Annotated in this window: 18 protein-coding genes; 14 read left to right on the top strand and 4 right to left on the bottom strand. The window is 50.0% G+C overall.

Annotated features, from left to right (window positions below; all coding sequences use genetic code 11):
• The first annotated feature begins 7 nt into the window (after positions 1-7).
• The 8 genes from trpA to JYB63_RS04220 all read left to right on the top strand — a co-directional run bounded on the left by trpA (position 8) and on the right by JYB63_RS04220 (position 9108).
• Positions 8-811 carry a tryptophan synthase subunit alpha gene (gene trpA / locus JYB63_RS04255; RefSeq protein WP_205656552.1) on the top strand — a complete coding sequence of 268 codons (804 nt, stop codon included), beginning with the start codon at positions 8-10 and terminating at the stop codon, positions 809-811.
• A gap of 33 nt (positions 812-844) precedes the next feature.
• Positions 845-1708: an acetyl-CoA carboxylase, carboxyltransferase subunit beta gene (gene accD / locus JYB63_RS04250; RefSeq protein WP_205656551.1), complete on the top strand. Its 864-nt coding sequence runs from the start codon at positions 845-847 to the stop codon at positions 1706-1708.
• A 114-nt stretch (positions 1709-1822) separates the two neighbouring features.
• Complete coding sequence (gene folC, locus JYB63_RS04245; protein ID WP_205656550.1) at positions 1823-3115, top strand: bifunctional tetrahydrofolate synthase/dihydrofolate synthase; 1293 nt, start codon at positions 1823-1825, stop codon at positions 3113-3115.
• A gap of 1 nt (position 3116) precedes the next feature.
• The gene (locus JYB63_RS04240) at positions 3117-3668 is read left to right on the top strand and encodes an SPOR domain-containing protein (protein ID WP_205656549.1); all 552 of its coding nucleotides are present in this window, start codon (positions 3117-3119) and stop codon (positions 3666-3668) included.
• Positions 3669-3774: 106 nt separating this feature from the next.
• Complete coding sequence (locus tag JYB63_RS04235) at positions 3775-4293, top strand: CvpA family protein (RefSeq protein ID WP_205656548.1); 519 nt, start codon at positions 3775-3777, stop codon at positions 4291-4293.
• 33 nt (positions 4294-4326) lie between these two features.
• A complete protein-coding gene (gene purF / locus JYB63_RS04230) occupies positions 4327-5844 on the top strand; it encodes an amidophosphoribosyltransferase (RefSeq protein ID WP_205656547.1) in 1518 nt (505 codons plus the stop codon).
• Positions 5845-5973: 129 nt separating this feature from the next.
• On the top strand, positions 5974-6933 hold the full coding sequence (locus tag JYB63_RS04225) for a tRNA dihydrouridine synthase (RefSeq protein ID WP_205656546.1): 960 nt from the start codon (positions 5974-5976) through the stop codon (positions 6931-6933).
• Between the two features lie 294 nt (positions 6934-7227).
• The gene (locus tag JYB63_RS04220; RefSeq protein ID WP_205656545.1) at positions 7228-9108 is read left to right on the top strand and encodes a methyl-accepting chemotaxis protein; all 1881 of its coding nucleotides are present in this window, start codon (positions 7228-7230) and stop codon (positions 9106-9108) included.
• Between the two features lie 61 nt (positions 9109-9169).
• Here JYB63_RS04220 and JYB63_RS04215 read toward each other — a convergent pair whose 3' ends face one another.
• Entirely contained in the window at positions 9170-9583 is a 414-nt protein-coding gene (locus tag JYB63_RS04215) for an immunity protein Imm33 domain-containing protein (RefSeq protein WP_205656544.1), read from the bottom strand.
• A 169-nt stretch (positions 9584-9752) separates the two neighbouring features.
• Here JYB63_RS04215 and JYB63_RS04210 point away from each other — a divergent pair, with 169 nt between their 5' ends.
• Both JYB63_RS04210 and JYB63_RS04205 read left to right on the top strand, forming a co-directional pair.
• Positions 9753-10196, top strand: coding sequence for a YbaN family protein (locus JYB63_RS04210; RefSeq protein WP_205656543.1), 444 nt, complete (start codon positions 9753-9755; stop codon positions 10194-10196).
• A gap of 102 nt (positions 10197-10298) precedes the next feature.
• The gene (locus JYB63_RS04205; RefSeq protein WP_205656542.1) at positions 10299-10907 is read left to right on the top strand and encodes a MiaE family protein; all 609 of its coding nucleotides are present in this window, start codon (positions 10299-10301) and stop codon (positions 10905-10907) included.
• A gap of 51 nt (positions 10908-10958) precedes the next feature.
• Here the strand turns inward: JYB63_RS04205 and JYB63_RS04200 are convergent, their stop codons facing one another.
• Positions 10959-11681 (bottom strand): UDP-2,3-diacylglucosamine diphosphatase, encoded by a 723-nt coding sequence (locus tag JYB63_RS04200; protein ID WP_205656541.1) that lies wholly within the window; start codon positions 11679-11681, stop codon positions 10959-10961.
• Position 11682: 1 nt separating this feature from the next.
• A complete protein-coding gene (locus tag JYB63_RS04195) occupies positions 11683-12210 on the bottom strand; it encodes a peptidylprolyl isomerase (protein WP_205656540.1) in 528 nt (175 codons plus the stop codon).
• A 192-nt stretch (positions 12211-12402) separates the two neighbouring features.
• Here JYB63_RS04195 and JYB63_RS04190 point away from each other — a divergent pair, with 192 nt between their 5' ends.
• The 3 genes from JYB63_RS04190 to JYB63_RS04180 all read left to right on the top strand — a co-directional run bounded on the left by JYB63_RS04190 (position 12403) and on the right by JYB63_RS04180 (position 15481).
• Positions 12403-14088 (top strand): glutamine--tRNA ligase/YqeY domain fusion protein, encoded by a 1686-nt coding sequence (locus JYB63_RS04190; protein ID WP_205656539.1) that lies wholly within the window; start codon positions 12403-12405, stop codon positions 14086-14088.
• A 104-nt stretch (positions 14089-14192) separates the two neighbouring features.
• Entirely contained in the window at positions 14193-14933 is a 741-nt protein-coding gene (bluB, locus tag JYB63_RS04185; protein ID WP_336510850.1) for a 5,6-dimethylbenzimidazole synthase, read from the top strand.
• A gap of 173 nt (positions 14934-15106) precedes the next feature.
• The gene (locus JYB63_RS04180; RefSeq protein ID WP_205657019.1) at positions 15107-15481 is read left to right on the top strand and encodes an acyl-CoA thioesterase; all 375 of its coding nucleotides are present in this window, start codon (positions 15107-15109) and stop codon (positions 15479-15481) included.
• A gap of 78 nt (positions 15482-15559) precedes the next feature.
• Here JYB63_RS04180 and ftnA read toward each other — a convergent pair whose 3' ends face one another.
• A complete protein-coding gene (ftnA, locus tag JYB63_RS04175; protein WP_205656538.1) occupies positions 15560-16093 on the bottom strand; it encodes a non-heme ferritin in 534 nt (177 codons plus the stop codon).
• A gap of 433 nt (positions 16094-16526) precedes the next feature.
• Between ftnA and cysS the strand changes: the two genes are divergently transcribed.
• Positions 16527-17912 (top strand): cysteine--tRNA ligase, encoded by a 1386-nt coding sequence (cysS, locus tag JYB63_RS04170; protein WP_205656537.1) that lies wholly within the window; start codon positions 16527-16529, stop codon positions 17910-17912.
• The last annotated feature ends 22 nt before the right edge of the window (positions 17913-17934 follow it).

The raw sequence follows: 17934 nt of genomic DNA, 5'->3' as shown, positions 1-17934 counted from the left end.
GAATATTATGAGTCGTATAAGTTCCTGTTTTGACAAGTTGCAGGCTGAAGGTCGTAAGGCGCTGATTCCTTACGTAACTGCCGGCGATCCGGCCCCGGGTGTTACTCTGCCGTTAATGCATGCGATGGTAGAGTCCGGCGCTGATATTATTGAGCTGGGCGTGCCGTTTTCTGATCCGATGGCTGATGGCCCGGTGATTCAGCTGGCATGTGAGCGGGCGCTGAGTCATAACACCAGCCTGCAGGATGTGCTGGCGGTGGTGGCTGAGTTCCGCAAGACAGATCAGACAACGCCGGTTGTACTGATGGGCTACCTGAACCCGATTGAAGTGATGGGTTATGAAGTATTTGCCCAGGCGGCTTCTGATGCCGGTGTAGATGGTGTTCTGACTGTCGATCTGCCGCCTGAAGAAGCGGTTGAGTTCGGTCCGCTGATGAAGGCAAAAGAGATTGATGTCATTTACCTGCTGGCACCGACGACTGTTGAGTCCCGTATTGAGAAGATCTGTGCTGCGGGCAGCGGTTACGTGTATTACGTGTCTGTTAAAGGTGTAACCGGTTCAGCCAGTCTGGATGTCGGTGAAGTGGCAGACCGGCTGGATGTCATCCGTAAGCATACTGATATGCCTGTGGGTGTGGGCTTTGGTATTCGCGATGATGCTTCTGCCCGGGCAATTTCTGAAGTTGCTGACGGTGTGATCGTGGGCAGCGTACTGGTTAATAAGATCGCCGAACTGGCTGATCAGCAAGATAAGATTCCTGAAGCAGTGGCTGCAATTTCCGGTAGCATGCGTCAGGCCATGGATAAATAAACCCGCTGAAGAAATGCGGTTAGTGGAGTCATAATGAGTAACTGGCTGGAAAAAATTGTACCTTCTCTGGCGCGTTCTTCGGAGAAGAAACGTACCAACATTCCTGAAGGACTGTGGAAGAAGTGTGCAAAGTGTGAATCGGTACTGTATCGCCCGGAACTGGAAAAGAACCTGAGCGTATGTCCGAAGTGTGATCACCATATGCGTATTGGTGCGCGTCCGCGTCTGGAAATGTTCCTGGATGAAGACGGGCGTCAGGAAATCGGTGCGGATGTAGTACCGGTTGACCGTCTGAAGTTTAAAGATTCCAAAAAGTATAAAGACCGTCTTGCGGCTGCGCAGAAAGAAACCGGTGAGAAAGATGCGCTGGTTGCTATGCGCGGTGAAGTGAATGGTCTGCCGGTTGTGGCGGTGGCATTTGAGTTCCGCTTCATGGGTGGATCAATGGGCGCGGTTGTTGGTGAGCGTTTTGTACGTGCTGCTAATGTTGCTCTGGAAGAAGGCATTCCGCTGATCTGTTTTGCTGCCAGTGGTGGTGCCCGCATGCAGGAAGCGCTGTTCTCCCTGATGCAGATGGCTAAGACCAGCGCCGCTCTGGAGAAGCTGAAAAATGCGGGTATTCCGTATATTTCTGTATTGACTGATCCTGTTTACGGCGGTGTATCAGCGAGTCTGGCAATGCTGGGTGACCTGAACGTAGGTGAGCCTCGCGCGCTGGTTGGTTTTGCCGGCCCGCGGGTTATTGAGCAAACTGTACGTGAGAAGTTACCGGAAGGTTTCCAGCGCAGCGAATTCCTGCTGGAGCACGGTCAGGTTGATATGATTATTAACCGCGGCGAAATGCGTGACCGTTTATCTTCCATTCTGCGTATGATGCAGGGTAAGCCGGCAGCATAAGTTGCAGAGGCAGACACTTTGAAGGCCGATTTTGCTTAGCAAGTCGGCTTTCTTGTTTTTGATGGTTTTTTAGCATTGCAGACCGTTTTCAGGTCGTAATTGATGGCAGTAAGTATGTCTGAGCAAACAGCAAATAAAAAAGATCTGGCACAGTGGTTGAGCTGGATTGAACAGTCCCATCCCAGTGAAATAGAGCTTGGTCTTGAAAGGCTTAATGAAGTTTACCAGCGGCTGAATCTGGATCTGTCGGTATCGAAGGTCGTTATTATTGGTGGTACCAACGGTAAGGGCTCAACGGTTGCGATGCTTGATCAGGCATTGCGTGATGCCGGTAAAACGGTTGGTTGCTTTACGTCGCCTCACTTTCTTCGTTACAACGAGCGGATCAAGCTGAACGGTCAGCAGGCTCAGGATGATGTGCTGGTCAGTGCGTTCGAGCGTATTTATGCGGCCTGCGGTGATACTTCACTGACATACTTTGAATACAATGCGCTTGCGGCACTGATTGTGTTTGCGGATGCCAAGCCGGATGTGATGTTGCTGGAAGTCGGCCTGGGTGGTCGCCTTGATGCCATCAACATTGTTGACGCGGATATCTCTGTGGTTACCACGGTAGCTGTTGATCACATTGATTGGCTAGGCGATGACCGGGAAAAAATCGGTTATGAGAAAGCAGGTATTTACCGTAGCGGACGTCCGGCGGTATGCGGTGATCCGGATGCGCCAAAAATGCTGTTAGATTATGCAGCTGAAATTGGTGCTGAGCTCTGTGCCCGCGGTACAGATTTTCAGCTTACCGAACATGCCGACGGCAGCTGGGACTGGCAGGGTAAGTCTGCCGGTGGCGATGTTATAAATTACAGCGGCTTGCCGGATATAAATTTACCGAAACCAAATGCTGCCGTTGTGATCCAAGTACTGCAGTTACTTGGGGTTTCCCCTGAAGAAGGTGAGCTGGCTGGCAGTCTGGCAGCGGCAACGCTGACAGGTCGTTTGCAGCGAATCGAGCGGAACGGTTGCCAGTATACGCTGGATGTAGCCCATAACCCGCAGGCAGCGGAGTATGTTACCCGCAGACTGAATTCTGAGCCCTGTGCAGGTAAAACCTGGATGGTGCTGGGGATGCTGGCAGACAAAGATATTACAGAGGTGCTTGGCCACCTTAAGGATCTTGCTGATCAGTGGTTGCTGGTTACCCTGGATGTTCCCCGGGGGCAAACCAGTGTAGCGCTGGCTGAAATGCTTCAGCAGCAAGGGGTCGCCAGCGAACGACAAACTGCTTATGATAATGTGGCGCAGGCTCTGGAAGGGCTCGCGCCTCAACTGAGCGCCGGCGATCGGGTTGTGATTGCCGGTTCATTCTTTACCGTCAGTGGTGCGCTGGCGGCACTTGAACTGGAAGGCTAGTGTGACAGACGTGCTCAAACAGCGCCTGGTAGGTGCAGTAATCGTAATTCTGGCAGCAGTTGTTCTGCTGCCTGTACTGTTCGACGGTGCCGGTTATAAAGAACGGCATCTGGACAGCCGTATTCCTGCAGAACCTGAACTTGCTGAGGTGATTATCAGTGAGCCGGTGAATGAACGTTTACCGGATACTGACGAACCTGCTGAGCCGCAACCTGCTGTCACGATTAAAGCTAAGCCGGCTGTTCTGGCCGAGGCGGTTGAAAAAGTTGCCCCGGAAATAGATTTGAGTACAGATACTCCAACCCTTGATGCGGAAGGGGTAACCGTTGCCTGGACGCTGCAGCTGGCCAGCTTTAAAGATGAAGATAATGCCAAGGCGCTCCGGCGTCAGCTGATTAAAGCGGGATATAAAGTATATACCCGTAAGAATGGCAGCCTGATCAAGGTGTTTGTCGGACCGGATGTTCAGAAGACCCGGCTGGAGTCGCTGCAGGGCGGGATCAAAGAGCAGTTTGGTCTGGACGGCATAATCGTGCGTTTTACCACGCGTTAGGCATTGGGTAATGCCGCAGGCTCTGGTAGAATCCGCGGCATTGCAGATAACAGGCTGATTCAGCCTACTGACAGTCCCTGTATCAGGGCTTGGGTAACTGATTGTTATGACACTGAACTGGGCCGACTGGGCCATTGTCGGTATCGTTGTTTTGTCGGGGCTATACAGCTTGCGCGGTGGTTTCGTGAAGGAAGCACTGTCGCTGGTCACTTGGGTTGCCGCATTTGTTATCGCGCGTCTTTTTGCTCCTTCAATGAGCACCTTACTTGATGATTTTATCAGCACGCCTTCAGTGCGTATCGGCGGTGCTTTTATTCTCTTATTTGTCGCTACCCTGATGGTGGGGGCTATCATTAATAATCTGATCGGAATGCTAGTAGAAGCGACCGGTCTGAGTGGCACGGACCGTATTCTGGGCGTAGGCTTTGGAGTGGTGCGTGGCGGATTAATCGTTGTCGTGCTGGCGGCATTACTGGTGCGTTCACCGGTCGTCAGTGATCAGTGGTGGAATGAGTCCCAGCTAATTCCCCACTTCCTGTTGTTAGAAACCTGGACCCGGGACACAGCCACTGATATTGGCTCGCTGATCTGGAATATAGGTGTCGACGGGATCAATAATAACTAACTTTGCTGTAATTGCTTAGCTGAGGTGTCTTAAATGTGCGGTATTGTTGGCGTGGTTGCCAAGTCCTATGTAAACCAGACGATTTTTGATGCACTGACAGTGCTCCAGCACCGTGGCCAGGACGCTGCAGGTATGGTGACCTGCGATGAAGATCGTTTTTTTCTGCGTAAGGATAATGGTTTAGTCAATGAGGTTTTCCGTACCCGGCACATGAAGCGCCTGGTAGGTAATCAGGGTATCGGTCATGTCCGTTATCCGACAGCGGGCAGCTCAAGCTCTGCAGAAGCCCAGCCTTTTTATGTGAACTCTCCTTACGGTATTGCGCTGGCGCATAACGGTAACCTGACCAATGCTGAGCAGCTGGCTGAGCAGATGCGTAATGAGAACCTGCGTCACATTAACACCACCTCTGACTCAGAAATCCTGTTAAATATCTTTGCTCATGAACTGCAGCAGATCGGTAAACTGGTACCGACCGCTGATGATATTTTCACTGCGGTAAAAGCTGTGCATGAGCGTTGCACTGGTGGTTATGCTGTGGTTGCTGTTATTACTGGCTATGGCATCGTGGCATTCCGTGATCCTAACGGTATCCGCCCGCTGGTATATGGTAAGCGTGAAACGCCGAAAGGTACCGAGTTCATGGTTGCTTCCGAATCCGTTGCGCTGGATATTTCCGGTTATACCCTGGTACGTGATATTGCGCCGGGTGAAGCGATTTATATTTCCCAGGATGGCGAAGTTAGCACACTGCAGTGTGCGCCTAAGGCTGAATTTGCGCCGTGTCTGTTTGAGTATGTATATCTGGCCCGTCCTGACTCCATTATGGATGAAGTGAACGTATACAAGTCTCGTATGCGCATGGGTGAAAAGCTTGCAGAAAAAGTGATGCGTGAGCGCCCGGATCATGACATTGATGTGGTTATTCCGATTCCGGATACCAGCCGTACATCGGCACTGGAAATGGCTCATCATCTGAATGTGAATTTCCGTGAAGGCTTCATTAAGAACCGTTACATTGGCCGTACCTTCATCATGCCGGGTCAGGAAATGCGCGAGAAGTCTGTGCGCCGTAAGCTGAACCCGATTGAGCTGGAGTTTAAAGACAAAGTCGTGATGCTGGTTGATGACTCGATTGTTCGCGGTACCACTTCCCGTCAGATCGTTGAAATGGCTCGCGACATGGGCGCGAAGAAGGTGTACTTTGCATCTGCTGCGCCTGCGGTTCGCTTCCCGAACGTTTACGGTATTGATATGCCGTCGGTTGATGAGCTGATTGCCCATGGCCGTACCGATGATGAAGTTGGTGAGCTGATTGGCTGTGACTGGATGCTGTATCAGGATCTGGATGACCTGAAAGAGTGTGTCCGTGCCGGTAATGAAGACATCAATAACTTCGACAGTTCTGTGTTTAACGGTGAATACATCACCGGTGATATCGATCAGGCCTATCTGGACCGCATTGAAGCGAAGCGTAATGATGCTGCTAAAGCGGGCAAAGATAAAAAAGACGGTAATGATTCCACTGATCTGCTAACCAAGATCAGCTAACGTGTTTACCGGCGTAATTGCCGGTGCCGTCAGAACAGAGGAGTGATCGGGAAGCCGGGCACTCCTTTTTACATTTAAGGGGCATCGTAATATCTGCCGGTGCCGTATTCCGGGTATAAAGTCTCGCTTATGAAGATTGTTTTAGCGCCGATGGAAGGTGTTGTGGACGCAACCATGCGGCACATGCTGACGGACATTGGTGGTGTTGATCAGTGTGTGACAGAGTTTGTGCGGATCTCTGACCGTCTGTTACCCCGTAAAGTGTTTTATCGGCTGTCTCCGGAGCTGCTTAACGGTGGTAAAACCGCCAGCGGTGTGCCGGTCATTGTCCAGCTGTTGGGCAATAACCCGGAAGTCATGGCAATGAATGCTTGTCGTGCGGCTAAACTGGGTGCGCCAGGGATTGATCTGAACTTCGGCTGCCCAGCCAAAACGGTTAATAAAAACCGTGGCGGGGCTGTATTGCTGCAGTTTCCTGAAGAGATCTACAGCATTGTTAAAAAGGTCCGTGATGAAGTGCCGGCGGATGTGCCTGTCACCGCTAAGATGCGGCTGGGCTTTGCAGATAAAACGCTCGCACTGGAAAATGCCAGTGCAATTGCTGATGCCGGTGCCGATGGCCTGGCGGTACATGCGCGCACCAAGGTTGAAGGTTATAAACCGCCAGCGCACTGGGAATGGATAGCCAGGATCAGGGAAGCAATTGATATCCCGGTAACGGCTAACGGTGAAGTCTGGGATTATCAGGATTATCTGAAGTGCCGGGAGGTCAGCGGTTGTGACGATGTCATGATTGGTCGGGGATTGATTGCGTCACCGGATCTGGGTCTGTTGATTAACAGCCACAACCGGGGTGAAGAGTTTGAGCCGATGAGCTGGCCCTGCATGTTGTCAGTGCTGGAAGATTATCTGGAGCGGGTAGTGGTGCAGATGGCACCTAAGTACGTTCATGGTCGGCTGAAGCAATGGCTGAAAATGATGCAGCGACGTTATCCGCAGGCTGAACAGATGCTACAGGAAATGCGAACCCTGAAAGAGGTGGGGGAAGTGCGAGATTTTTTGCAGGCGTATAAAGCGCAGGCAATTTGAAACAGTTCGGGTCACTGAGTTCTCAGTGGCCTTTATACATGCCGTTTTGCGACGGCTGCCATTCATACAAAAGTCGTGTTTCAGAAGCTTTCTGATCTTCAGTTTTTATTGATTCAGCTCTATAGACTGCATTTTCCGTGGCTTGCAGTACCCAATCTGTGATGTAAGTCGATTGTCCGTGCTACTCGACAAAAGTAGTATTCGCTAAATACCCACTTGTCTGATTACGACAACAAGAATTAGTTCCGGCGCGGGTAATTTTTTTCGCTGACATGAGTAGCATAAAGAGGTTCTATGAAAGTCTCCCATAAAATTGCAGTGGTGGCATCGGCTGTTGTTGCAGTTATCTTTACTGTTTTTTCCTGGTTTCAGTACGCGTCTGTGCGTGACTCACTGTATAGCACCGCGGCGAGTAACACCCAGGAAGCGACGCAGGCATTGTCGTCTCAGATTACTAACTGGCTGAATGCCAAACTGGCGCTGATTGATATGACAGCGCAGGTAATTGATGCTGACTTTACACCTGAGGCAATTCAGCAGACGTTTGATGCGCCGATTCTTAAGCGTGAATTCGAGCTGATCTTTGGTGGTCTGGCGACTGACGGTAAGCGGATCACCAATGATCCGAGCTGGAATCCTGCCGGCTGGGATGCCCGTAAACGTCCGTGGTATCCATATGCTCAGGAACATAACCGGGCAGTGCTGACGGCACCTTACAATGATGCTGCTTCCGGCTTGCTGCTGGTGTCTGCGGTAACCAAGTTTACCGACAACGGTGTATTCAAGGGCGCATTTGGTGGTGACCTGAGTTTGCAGGTTATTTCTGATGCTGTGAACACACTGAATTTCAACGGTGCGGGTCATGCATTCCTGCTGGACAGCAACGGTAGTATCATCAGCTATCCGGGTGGTGAGTTCGATGGCAAGCAATTGTCAGATGTGTTTACTGCTGATCAGCCGCAGCTGAACAATCAATTGCAGGAAGTTGATTTTAAGGGTGAGAAAGTACTGACCTCATTCACCAAGCTGGAAGGCCTGTACGGCAGTGACTGGTTGATTGGTGTGATTCTTGAGAAAGACATTGTCATGGCAGAAGCGACTGCGTTGGGTGTACGGGCGTTAGTGGTGACTGTACTGAGCGTGCTGATCTGTTCAGTTGTACTGTATCTGACAACAACCCGTCTGCTGACGCCGTTACAGAATCTGCGTGAATCACTGATCGATATTAACTCCGGTGAAGGTGACCTGCGGCATCGTCTGTCAGTCGACAGCAAGGATGAATTCGGTCAGGTATCGGTCGACTTTAACGAATTCGTATCGCATCTTCAGGCGCTTATTCTGGATGTGAAAACTACTTCCACAGATATTCTGACGAATACTGAGCTGACCGCCGGTTCAGCTAATGAGTCCGTATCCCGTCTGACTCAGCAGCTGAGTGAGCTGGACCAGCTTGCGGCGGCGATGCATGAAATGTCGGCGACGGCTCAGGATGTTGCTCAGCACGCTCAGCATACAGCTGACGCGGCAAACCAGGCAGACCGTGCTGCAGAGCAGGGCGCAGGTATTGTTTCCCAGACCACATCTTCTATCGAGAAGCTGGTGGTTGATATGGACAATGCGGTGAATACCATCAACGAGCTGGCTGATTTCAGTAACAACATTGCATCTATCCTGACTGTTATTACCGGAATTTCTCAGCAGACTAACCTGCTGGCGCTTAACGCGGCGATTGAGGCTGCACGGGCAGGTGAAGCTGGTCGTGGTTTTGCCGTGGTTGCTGATGAGGTGCGTGCGCTGGCATCGCGGACGCAGCAGTCCACTGAAGAAATTCAGGAAATGATTGATCAGCTGCAGAACGGTGTAACCAATGCTGAGCAAACCATCAGCCAGGGCCGTAATATGGCCAGTGAAACTAGTGAACTGGCCAGTGAAGCGAATGGTGCATTGCTGAATATTCGTGACAGTATCCGCAGTATCAGTGAAATGACCATTCATATTGCAACGGCGGCTGAAGAGCAAAGTGCAACAGCTGAAGAGATTAACCGTAATACGACTAACATTCGTGACATCAGTCAGACAGTATCTGACAGTGCTAACGAACAGTCACAGCTGTGCCATGGCATGGTTGAGCTGACTCAGAAGCAGGATGCGGGTCTGAACCAGTTCAAAGTTTAAGCATTCGGAAATAAAAAAAGCGCCTCAGGGCGCTTTTTTTGTGTTTGTCAGAAGGAGGGAGTCAGATATCCAGATCTTCTTCTTTAACGCTGAAGCGTTCCAGGTCGTTGGTGATTTCAACGTCCGGGCTGGTGGTGGGGATTTTGAAATCATACACACGCTGCCATTCGGTTGAATCCGGTGTCCGTTCCCAGACGGTACCTGCATTATATTCAAGCAGGGGTTTAAGTGACGGGTCCAGATTAGTGATTTTCTCCATAGGAACCGTTGCCATGTTGGCAATGTCATCTTCAAGGTATTCCGGTGTCTCATAGCCGGTATACAGGCGCCAGCCGGTATCATTCAGGTGTTCAGGTACGGTTTTGTACATAAAGCGAACCGGTAGCTTTTCATCGAAAATCATGCGCGAGGCAAGTACCAGGTATCCGTTTTTGGTTTGATTGGTTTCCGGATTTTGAGTGTCACTGGTTGTCATGCGCAGATCCTGTCAGTTGAAAAGGAGCGCATTATAGCCTGTCCGGGAGGCTGAGTTTAGCCCCGGGATTTAAGCCAAAGGGGGAATATAGTCTGATTATGAAAATAAATGGCCGTAATGAGTATTTACAACTTGGTTTGTGGGCAGCTTGTAATTATGCTGTTTGGTTATGAACCCGTTAAAAGATTCATCCGTTTCCGGCCCCGAGTCATCTGTTATCAGTGATGACGTGGCCACTGTCTCCTCATTCTGGCGGCCTCTGTTGATGCTGGCAGGCTGGTTATCGCTGATTCTCGGCGTGATTGGTATCTTTCTGCCGTTACTGCCGACCACGCCATTCCTGTTGCTGACCGCGACGTGCTTTGCTAAGTCATCACCGAGGTTCCACGGCTGGCTGATGAATCATCCCAAGCTTGGGCCGCCAATCCGGGACTGGCAGCAATACCGCTGCATTGTCCCTGGCACCAAACGCCTTGCTACCGTGCTCATCGTGCTTAGCTTCAGCGTCTCTGCTTTCATTGTTAAGTATCTGATTCTGAAAGTTATGCTCATTACAATGATGTGTGGGTTGCTGATATTTATCTGGCGCACCGCTGACGGACCTTCTGAGTAAAGATTTTCCTGACTTTATTGCCCTGAATCAGGCCCTGCCGGTTTGTTACTGACTGGCTGCGGGGTATAATCCCGGCTCGCTAAATTTCAGTTGGATTATGACATGTCTGCTCTGGACGAGATTAAAGAATTTCTTGCCTGTGAAACCCCTGATAGCTGGATTCAGGCTGCGCTTGAGCAGCAGGATCTGTTACTGATCGATCATGCGCACTGTGAAAAGAAAGCGGCATCCACCGCGATGACGCTGATGTTCCGTTACGTCGATAACAGTGATTTGCTGAATAAAATGTCCCGTCTGGCACGTGAAGAGCTGATTCACTTTGAGCAGGTGCTGGCGCTAATGGAAGACCGGGGTATCCAGTACTGCCATCTGAGTTCAGCCCGTTATGCCGGTGGCTTGCGTGAACATGTGCGGACCAGTGAACCAGGCCGGTTAATTGATATTTCTATTATCGGCGCATTCATTGAAGCGCGTTCCTGTGAGCGTTTTGCCAAGCTGGCGCCTTATCTGGATGATGAGCTGGCAAAATTCTATCGTTCTTTACTTAAGTCTGAAGGGCGTCATTATCAGGATTATCTGAAGCTGGCTGAAGATGCAGCGGGTGAGGATATCAGTGAGCGGGTGGCAATGTTCCGTGAAGTCGAACGTAATCTGATTGAGTCTCCGGATACCGAGTTCCGTTTCCACAGCGGTGTCCCTTCGGCAGCGTGAAGCTTCGTCAGTCATGATAAAAAAACCGGCTATATGCCGGTTTTTTTATGCTCAGGTATCTGTAATGGGGAAGCTGATGAGGGATTCACCTGCTTCTGTGCATTCCAGATACCAGCCCTGAGTATCCCAGTCTCCCAGAACAATGCGTCGCAAATCCTGAGTGTCTTCGTGAACAGCCGGGCGGTGAGTGTGACCATGAATGAGCAGGCTTACGTCTGCATCAGTCATTGCCTGTGTCACAGCCTGTGGATTAACATCCATGATGGTCATGGATTTTTCGGCATTTTTGCTCTGGCTTGCTGCGCGCAACTGACGGGCGACTTCTAAGCGTTCTGCAATGCTTTTGCTCAAAAAGTCATTTTGCCATTGAGGATTACGCAGCAGTTTGCGGAATTCCATATATTCATAGTCATCCGTGCACAGCTGGTCGCCATGCATGAGCAGAGCGCGTCCTGCGGGTAGGTTAACGGTTATGGCTTCCGGTAACAGGGTGCAGCCGGTCAGTTCGGCAAAGGTCTGCTGAACCAGAAAATCACGGTTACCGTGCTGAAAAAACAGCTGGGTTCCCTGGTCATGTAAATTACGCAGGGCTGTTATGACAGGTTGCATATCCGGAGGAATTGCATCGTCACCGATCCAGGCTTCGAAAAGATCGCCAAGGATATAAAGTTGCTGGCACTGGCTGGCTTCATTGTTCAGAAAGGTCAGCAACGCCCGGGTAAGATCCGGGCGTGAGGCCTGCAGATGCAGGTCGGAAATAAACAGGCAGCGCATGTTATTCGTCGACGTCGATCTCTTCCAGGTCCGGGAGGTCGGCAATGGATGCAGACTTGATGATCACGTCTTCAGTCGGAACATCCTGATGGCCGGCACGGAAAGTGGTGGTCACTGCTTTGATCTTGTCTACTGCGTCAAAACCGTCTACAACTTCAGCAAAAACTGCGTAACCCCAGCCTTCCATTGTTTTGGCGGTGTGATCCAGGAAGGTGTTGTCGCTGACGTTGATAAAGAACTGAGCAGAAGCACTGTGCGGATCCATCGTACGGGCCATAGCAACGGTGTATTTCTTGTTGCTCAGACCGTTGTCTGCTTCGTTTTCGATGCTGTCAGCGGTTTCTTTGCTGACCATGCCCGGTTCAAAGCCGCCGCCCTGAATCATGAAGCCATCAATGACACGGTGGAAGATGACGCCGTCGTAGAAGCCTTCTTTGACGTATTTTTCAAAGTTAGCGGCTGTCTTTGGTGCTTTCTCATGGTTCAGTTCCAGGGAAATGTCCCCGAAGTTAGTCTGCAGAACGATCATGGTTTTAATTACCTTTAAACCTAATAAAACAAAGCAGGGATTATACGTCAGGCAATGGGCTGCGTCAGGTGAAAATTAATGCAGCTGAATGCTGAGTGATGTAGCAGTTGCTCTGAGGCTGATTTATAATGCTGCTCACTTTTGAGCCTGGCTGCAGTCAGGTGAATACAATAACGGAATCAAAGACGTACTATGAGTAATAACGACGCTTCGACAACAAATACACCGCCGACTAACTTTATCCATCAGATCATTGAGCAGGATATCCAGGAGGGTCGGAACGGTGGCAAGGTTGTTACGCGTTTCCCGCCTGAGCCAAACGGTTATCTGCATATTGGTCATGCCAAGTCTATCTGCCTGAATTTCGGTACGGCTGAAAAATATAACGGCGAGTGTAATCTGCGTTTCGACGATACGAACCCTTCTAAGGAAGATCAGGAATACGTGGATGCCATTAAAGAAGATGTGCAGTGGTTAGGCTTTAAATGGGCCGGTGAAGTACGTTATGCGTCTGACTATTTTGATCAGTTTTATGCCTGGGCGCAGCACCTGATCCGTAACGGCAATGCTTATGTTTGTGATTTGTCTCCGGAAGAGGCCAGTGAGTACCGTGGCTGGGCAACTAAGCCTGGTAAAAACAGCCCGTTCCGTGAGCGCAGTGCTGAGGAAAGTCTGGATCTGCTGGAGCGAATGAAGCAGGGTGAGTTTGAGGAAGGCAGCCGGGTATTGCGTGCCAAAATTGACATGACGTCTTCAAACATGAACATGCGTGATCCGATTCTGTACCGTATTCGCAAACAGTCTCATCACCAGACCGGTGACAAATGGTGCATCTACCCGAACTATGACTTTGCCCATGGTCAGGAAGATGCCATTGAAGGGGTAACGCATTCTATCTGTACGCTGGAATTTGCGGATCACCGCCCACTGTATGAGTGGTTTATTGAAAACCTGCCAGTACCAAGCAAGCCACGTCAGTACGAGTTTGGCCGTCTGAACATTAACTACACGGTTACCAGTAAGCGTAAGCTGAAGCAGCTGGTGGACGAAGGTGTGGTAAGTGGCTGGAATGATCCGCGGATGCCAACCATTTCCGGTATGCGTCGCCGTGGTTATTCAGCGCAGGCCGTGCGTAACTTCTGTGACAGCCTGGCGGTGGCTAAGACCGACGGTGTAGTGGATATGGCGCAGTTTGAGTTCTTCGTCCGTGAAGACCTGAATGAAAACTCTGCCCGTGCAATGTGCGTACTGAATCCGCTGAAGGTGACTATTACTAACTTCCCGGAAGGTGAAGTGGAAATGATGACCGCACCGGCGCACCCGCAAAAAGAAATGGGCAGCCGCAGCCTGCCATTCACCCGGGAAATTTATATTGACCGGAATGACTTTAACGAAGACAGCACCCTGTCCCGTAAGAAGTTCAAGAAGCTGGTGCCGGGTGACTTTATGCGCCTGCGCAGTGCCTATGTCATTAAAGCGGAAGAAGTGATTAAAGATGATAGTGGTGAAGTGACTGAAATCAAAGCGACTCTGGTGCCGGGTACCGTTGGTGAAAACCCGCCGGCTGAAATGAAGCCACGGGGAGTGATGCACTGGGTATCTGCGACACATGGCAAGCAGGTTAAAGTGCGCGTTTACGATCGTCTGTTCAGTGTTGAAAAACCAAACGATGATGACTTCCTCGCGGACATTAATCCTGATTCTTATGTAGAACTGGACAACTGCTGGGCTGAGCCTGATCTGATTAATGCGCAACCGGAAACTGTTTTTCAGTTTGAGCGTGAAGGCTACTTTGTAGCAGACCGTTACGACCACGATGTCACCACACCGACATTTAATAAGACCATTGGCTTGAAAGACAGCTGGGTGAAGAAGTAATCTAGACTTTGCTAAAAAAACGGCTTTTTAGCCGTTTTTTTATGCCTGTTACGCTGGCTGAGCGTGCCGGCGCTGAATACGTTGTTTTGAGTCAGGAGTGCGTTTTGACCGATCCTATGATGCATCAGACCGATGATGGTTTTACTGAGCAACAGTTAGAAGGTCTTTATAAAGCTATATATACCCGAAGGGATGTACGGGGGCAGTTCAAACCGGATCCGATTCCTGCTGATGTGTTGGGGCGGATTCTTGATGCGGCACATCATGCGCCATCGGTTGGGTTTATGCAGCCGTGGAATTTCATGCTGATCCGCTCTGATGAAGTAAAGCGGGGTGTGCAGACGTTATTTGCTAAGGCGAATGAAGAAGCCGCGCAGATGTTTGAGTCAGAAAAGGCTCGCTTATATCAGCAGTTAAAACTTGAGGGGATCATGGCGTCTCCTCTGAATATCTGTATTACCTGTGACTCTGAAAAAGCCGGCCCTGTCGTTTTGGGCCGTACCCATGATAAAGCAATGGATCTCTACAGTACGGTGTGTGCGGTGCAGAATCTGATGCTGGCTGCCCGGGCTGAAGGCGTGGGTACCGGCTGGGTGAGTATTTTCGATAAAGCTGAGCTGAAAAAGCTGCTGAATCTGCCTGAACACGTTACCCCTGTTGCCTATCTTTGTCTGGGTTATGTGGACTTCTTTTATCAGAAACCTGAACTTGAAAGTGTGGGCTGGCGCAAGCGCCTGGCGGTAGAAGAGCAGGTGATGTTTGACCGCTGGGATAATCAGGAATCAGACAACGAAGAAAATCAGGCTTTACTCGACGAACTGATCCGTCGCAGCGAAAGTGAGTAACGATTGCTTCAGCAAGACAGTTGCTGATGTGGCATAGTTATATATCTGTCTCAGATAATTACTAATATTCGGAAGTCACTGTGTCGAATCAATCAGGTAACACAACAACGCAGAAGCAGAATGCTGCAGTAAAAGATAAAACCCGCGGGCGTCTCACAACACGCACCATTGCCATGCCTAACGATACTAACCCGGCAGGGGATATATTCGGCGGCTGGGTGTTGTCACAAATGGATATGGCAGCGGGCATCTGTGCTGGCCAGCGGGCGCAGACCCGGGTCGTCACCGTCGCGCTGGACAGTATGAGCTTTATCCGGCCGGTAAAGGTAGGGGATATTCTTGGGGTTTATACCGAGACCTTGTCAGTAGGGCGAACGTCTATGCAGATTCATGTAGAGGCCTGGGTACGCCGGGGCCGTATCGGTCTGCGTGAAAAAGTAACCGAGGCAATCTTTAAGTTTGTCGCCATTGACGATAACGGTAATCCGGTGCCGGTTCCGGCGGAAGATGAGTTGCCTGAATATGTCTTGGGCGATAACGAGTTCTAAGCTTTGGATCCTGAATAAAAAAGCCTGTGATAATCACAGGCTTTTTTGGTTATGTTATCCCTACTGAAGGGAAAGGGGTTATACCTGAGCGTCTGCTTCCAGAATGCTGCCGCCGGCTTCACCGTTAGCCATCTGGCCGATTTCTTTATCGATAAAGAACAGGCCTTTGCCGTCTTCACCGATGATCTCAATCTTGTCCAGGATGCCTTTGAACAGCTTTTCTTCTTCGTGTTGCTCGGCAACGTACCACTGCAGGAAGTTAAAGGTTGAGTAGTCCTGGTTGCTGAATGCAGTGTGGGCCAGTTCGTTGATCTTACGGGTGATCAGGCACTCATGCTCGTAAACCTTTTCGAACAGGTCTTTGATGGAAGAAAACTCTTCAATTGGAGCCTCAATTGCACCTACTCTTGCCATTGCGCCGGTTTCATTCACATAGGTGAACAGGCGCTTCATGTGCTGCATTTCTTCGTCAGCGTGAAGCATAAGAAAGGCGGCACAGCCATCAAAGCCTTTAGATTCAGCCCATGAACTCATCTGCAGGTACATATTGGATGAGTAAAATTCGAGATTGATCTGGCTGTTAAGTTTCTCAAGCATGGATGGGCTGAGCATGGTTATGTCCTTGATACAGAATTAAAAACTGATTATATCGCAATTGGCTTACAGAGCCATTTTTTTGCTTTCGCTGAGCGCGCACATTTCTGGCACAGATACTCACTGTGGCGGGTGACGGCTGCCAGCTCATCAAAATGTTTGGCTATGTTGTCTTTGCTGAGCTTGCAAAGGCTTTTTGGCTTAAATGAAGATGACAAGTTACTTACCTGCTGACTGAGCGGGATATGCGAAAACCGGGATTATATTTGTAATTGAGAATGTTTTGCAATTGAACTTCTTTCAGCTTCTGTACCGGGAGAAGAATATGTTTAAGGAGTTATGCAAGTAATTGATCTGAGTGCAAAGAAATACTGCGAATCGGGTGCATGGCGGGTAATTTTCTTTATAATGTTCAGCTCAATTCGAACTGTCTAGTTATAAGCGAAATCAAATGCTACAAATCTATAACACCCTGACGAAAGAGAAAGCTCCTTTTCAACCGATTGAAGCAGGCAAGATCAAGATGTATGTCTGTGGTATGACAGTCTATGACTACTGTCACATCGGTCACGCCCGGGTGATGGTGTCATTTGATTTGATCACACGTTACCTGCGTTCGCGTGGCTGGGAAGTAGAATATGTACGTAACATCACCGATGTTGATGACAAGATCATCAACCGGGCCGCTGAGAATGGCGAAGCAGCTATTGAGCTGTCTGAACGGATGATTGCGGCGATGCATGAAGACGAAGCCAAACTGAATGTGCTGCGTCCTTCTCAGGAGCCAAAAGCAACTGCGCACATCGACAGTATTCAGGAACTGATCCAGACGCTGATCGATAAAGGCTTTGCATACCCTGCAGATAACGGTGATGTGTATTACCGTGTCGAAAAATTTGCTACCTACGGTCAGCTTACCAACAAGAATGTTGATGAGTTGCGCGCCGGTGCGCGTATTGAAGTGAATGATGCAAAAGAAAGCCCGCTGGATTTTGTGCTTTGGAAAGGCGCGAAAGAAGGTGAGGTGAGCTGGGAATCTCCATGGGGCGCAGGCCGTCCGGGCTGGCACATTGAGTGTTCTGCAATGTCTAAGTGCTGCCTGGGTGATACCTTCGATATTCACGGCGGTGGTCCGGATTTACCGTTCCCGCACCATGAGAATGAAATTGCCCAGTCTGAAGCGGCAAACGGTGTGAAGTACGTGAATACCTGGATGCATGCTGGTGCTGTACGGGTAAACTCCGAGAAGATGTCCAAGTCACTGGGTAACTTTTTCACGATCCGTGACGTACTGGAAAAGTACGACGCAGAAGTGGTGCGGATGTTCCTGTCTTCTGTACATTACCGCAGCTATATCGATTACTCAGAAGAGAGCCTGAAAGAGGCGCGCAGTAAGCTGGAGCGTTTCTATCAGGCACTGAATGATGTTGAGCTGGGTGAGCCTGCTGAGGGCAACGATTACCAGCAGCGTTTTGATGCGGCGATGGATGATGACTTTAACACCCCGCAGGCATTCGCAGTCATGTTCGAGCTGGTTAACGAACTGAATACTGCCAAGCGGGATAATCCTGAAAAAGCATCGGCTCTTGCTGCTCAGCTTAAACAGCTGGGTGGGATTCTGGGTCTGCTGCAGCAGCGTCCGGCTGACTTCCTGCAGGGTGAGGCTAAAGAAGGTGAATTAAGCAACGACGCCATTGAGGCGATGATTCAGCAGCGTGCTGATGCCAAGGCCAACAAGGATTATGCCGAGTCTGACCGGATCCGTGATGAGCTGGCATCTCAGGGGATTATTCTTAAAGATTCCCGCGAAGGCACCAGTTGGTATCGGGAAGGCTAAATTCACCCTGTAATCTTAAAAA

The sequence above is a fragment of the Aliamphritea spongicola genome (genome assembly GCF_017051665.1).
In the GTDB taxonomy this organism is placed as follows: domain Bacteria; phylum Pseudomonadota; class Gammaproteobacteria; order Pseudomonadales; family Balneatricaceae; genus Amphritea; species Amphritea spongicola.
The sequence above is the reverse complement of the archived record's forward strand: the minus strand, read 5'-3'. Positions and strand labels throughout refer to the sequence as shown.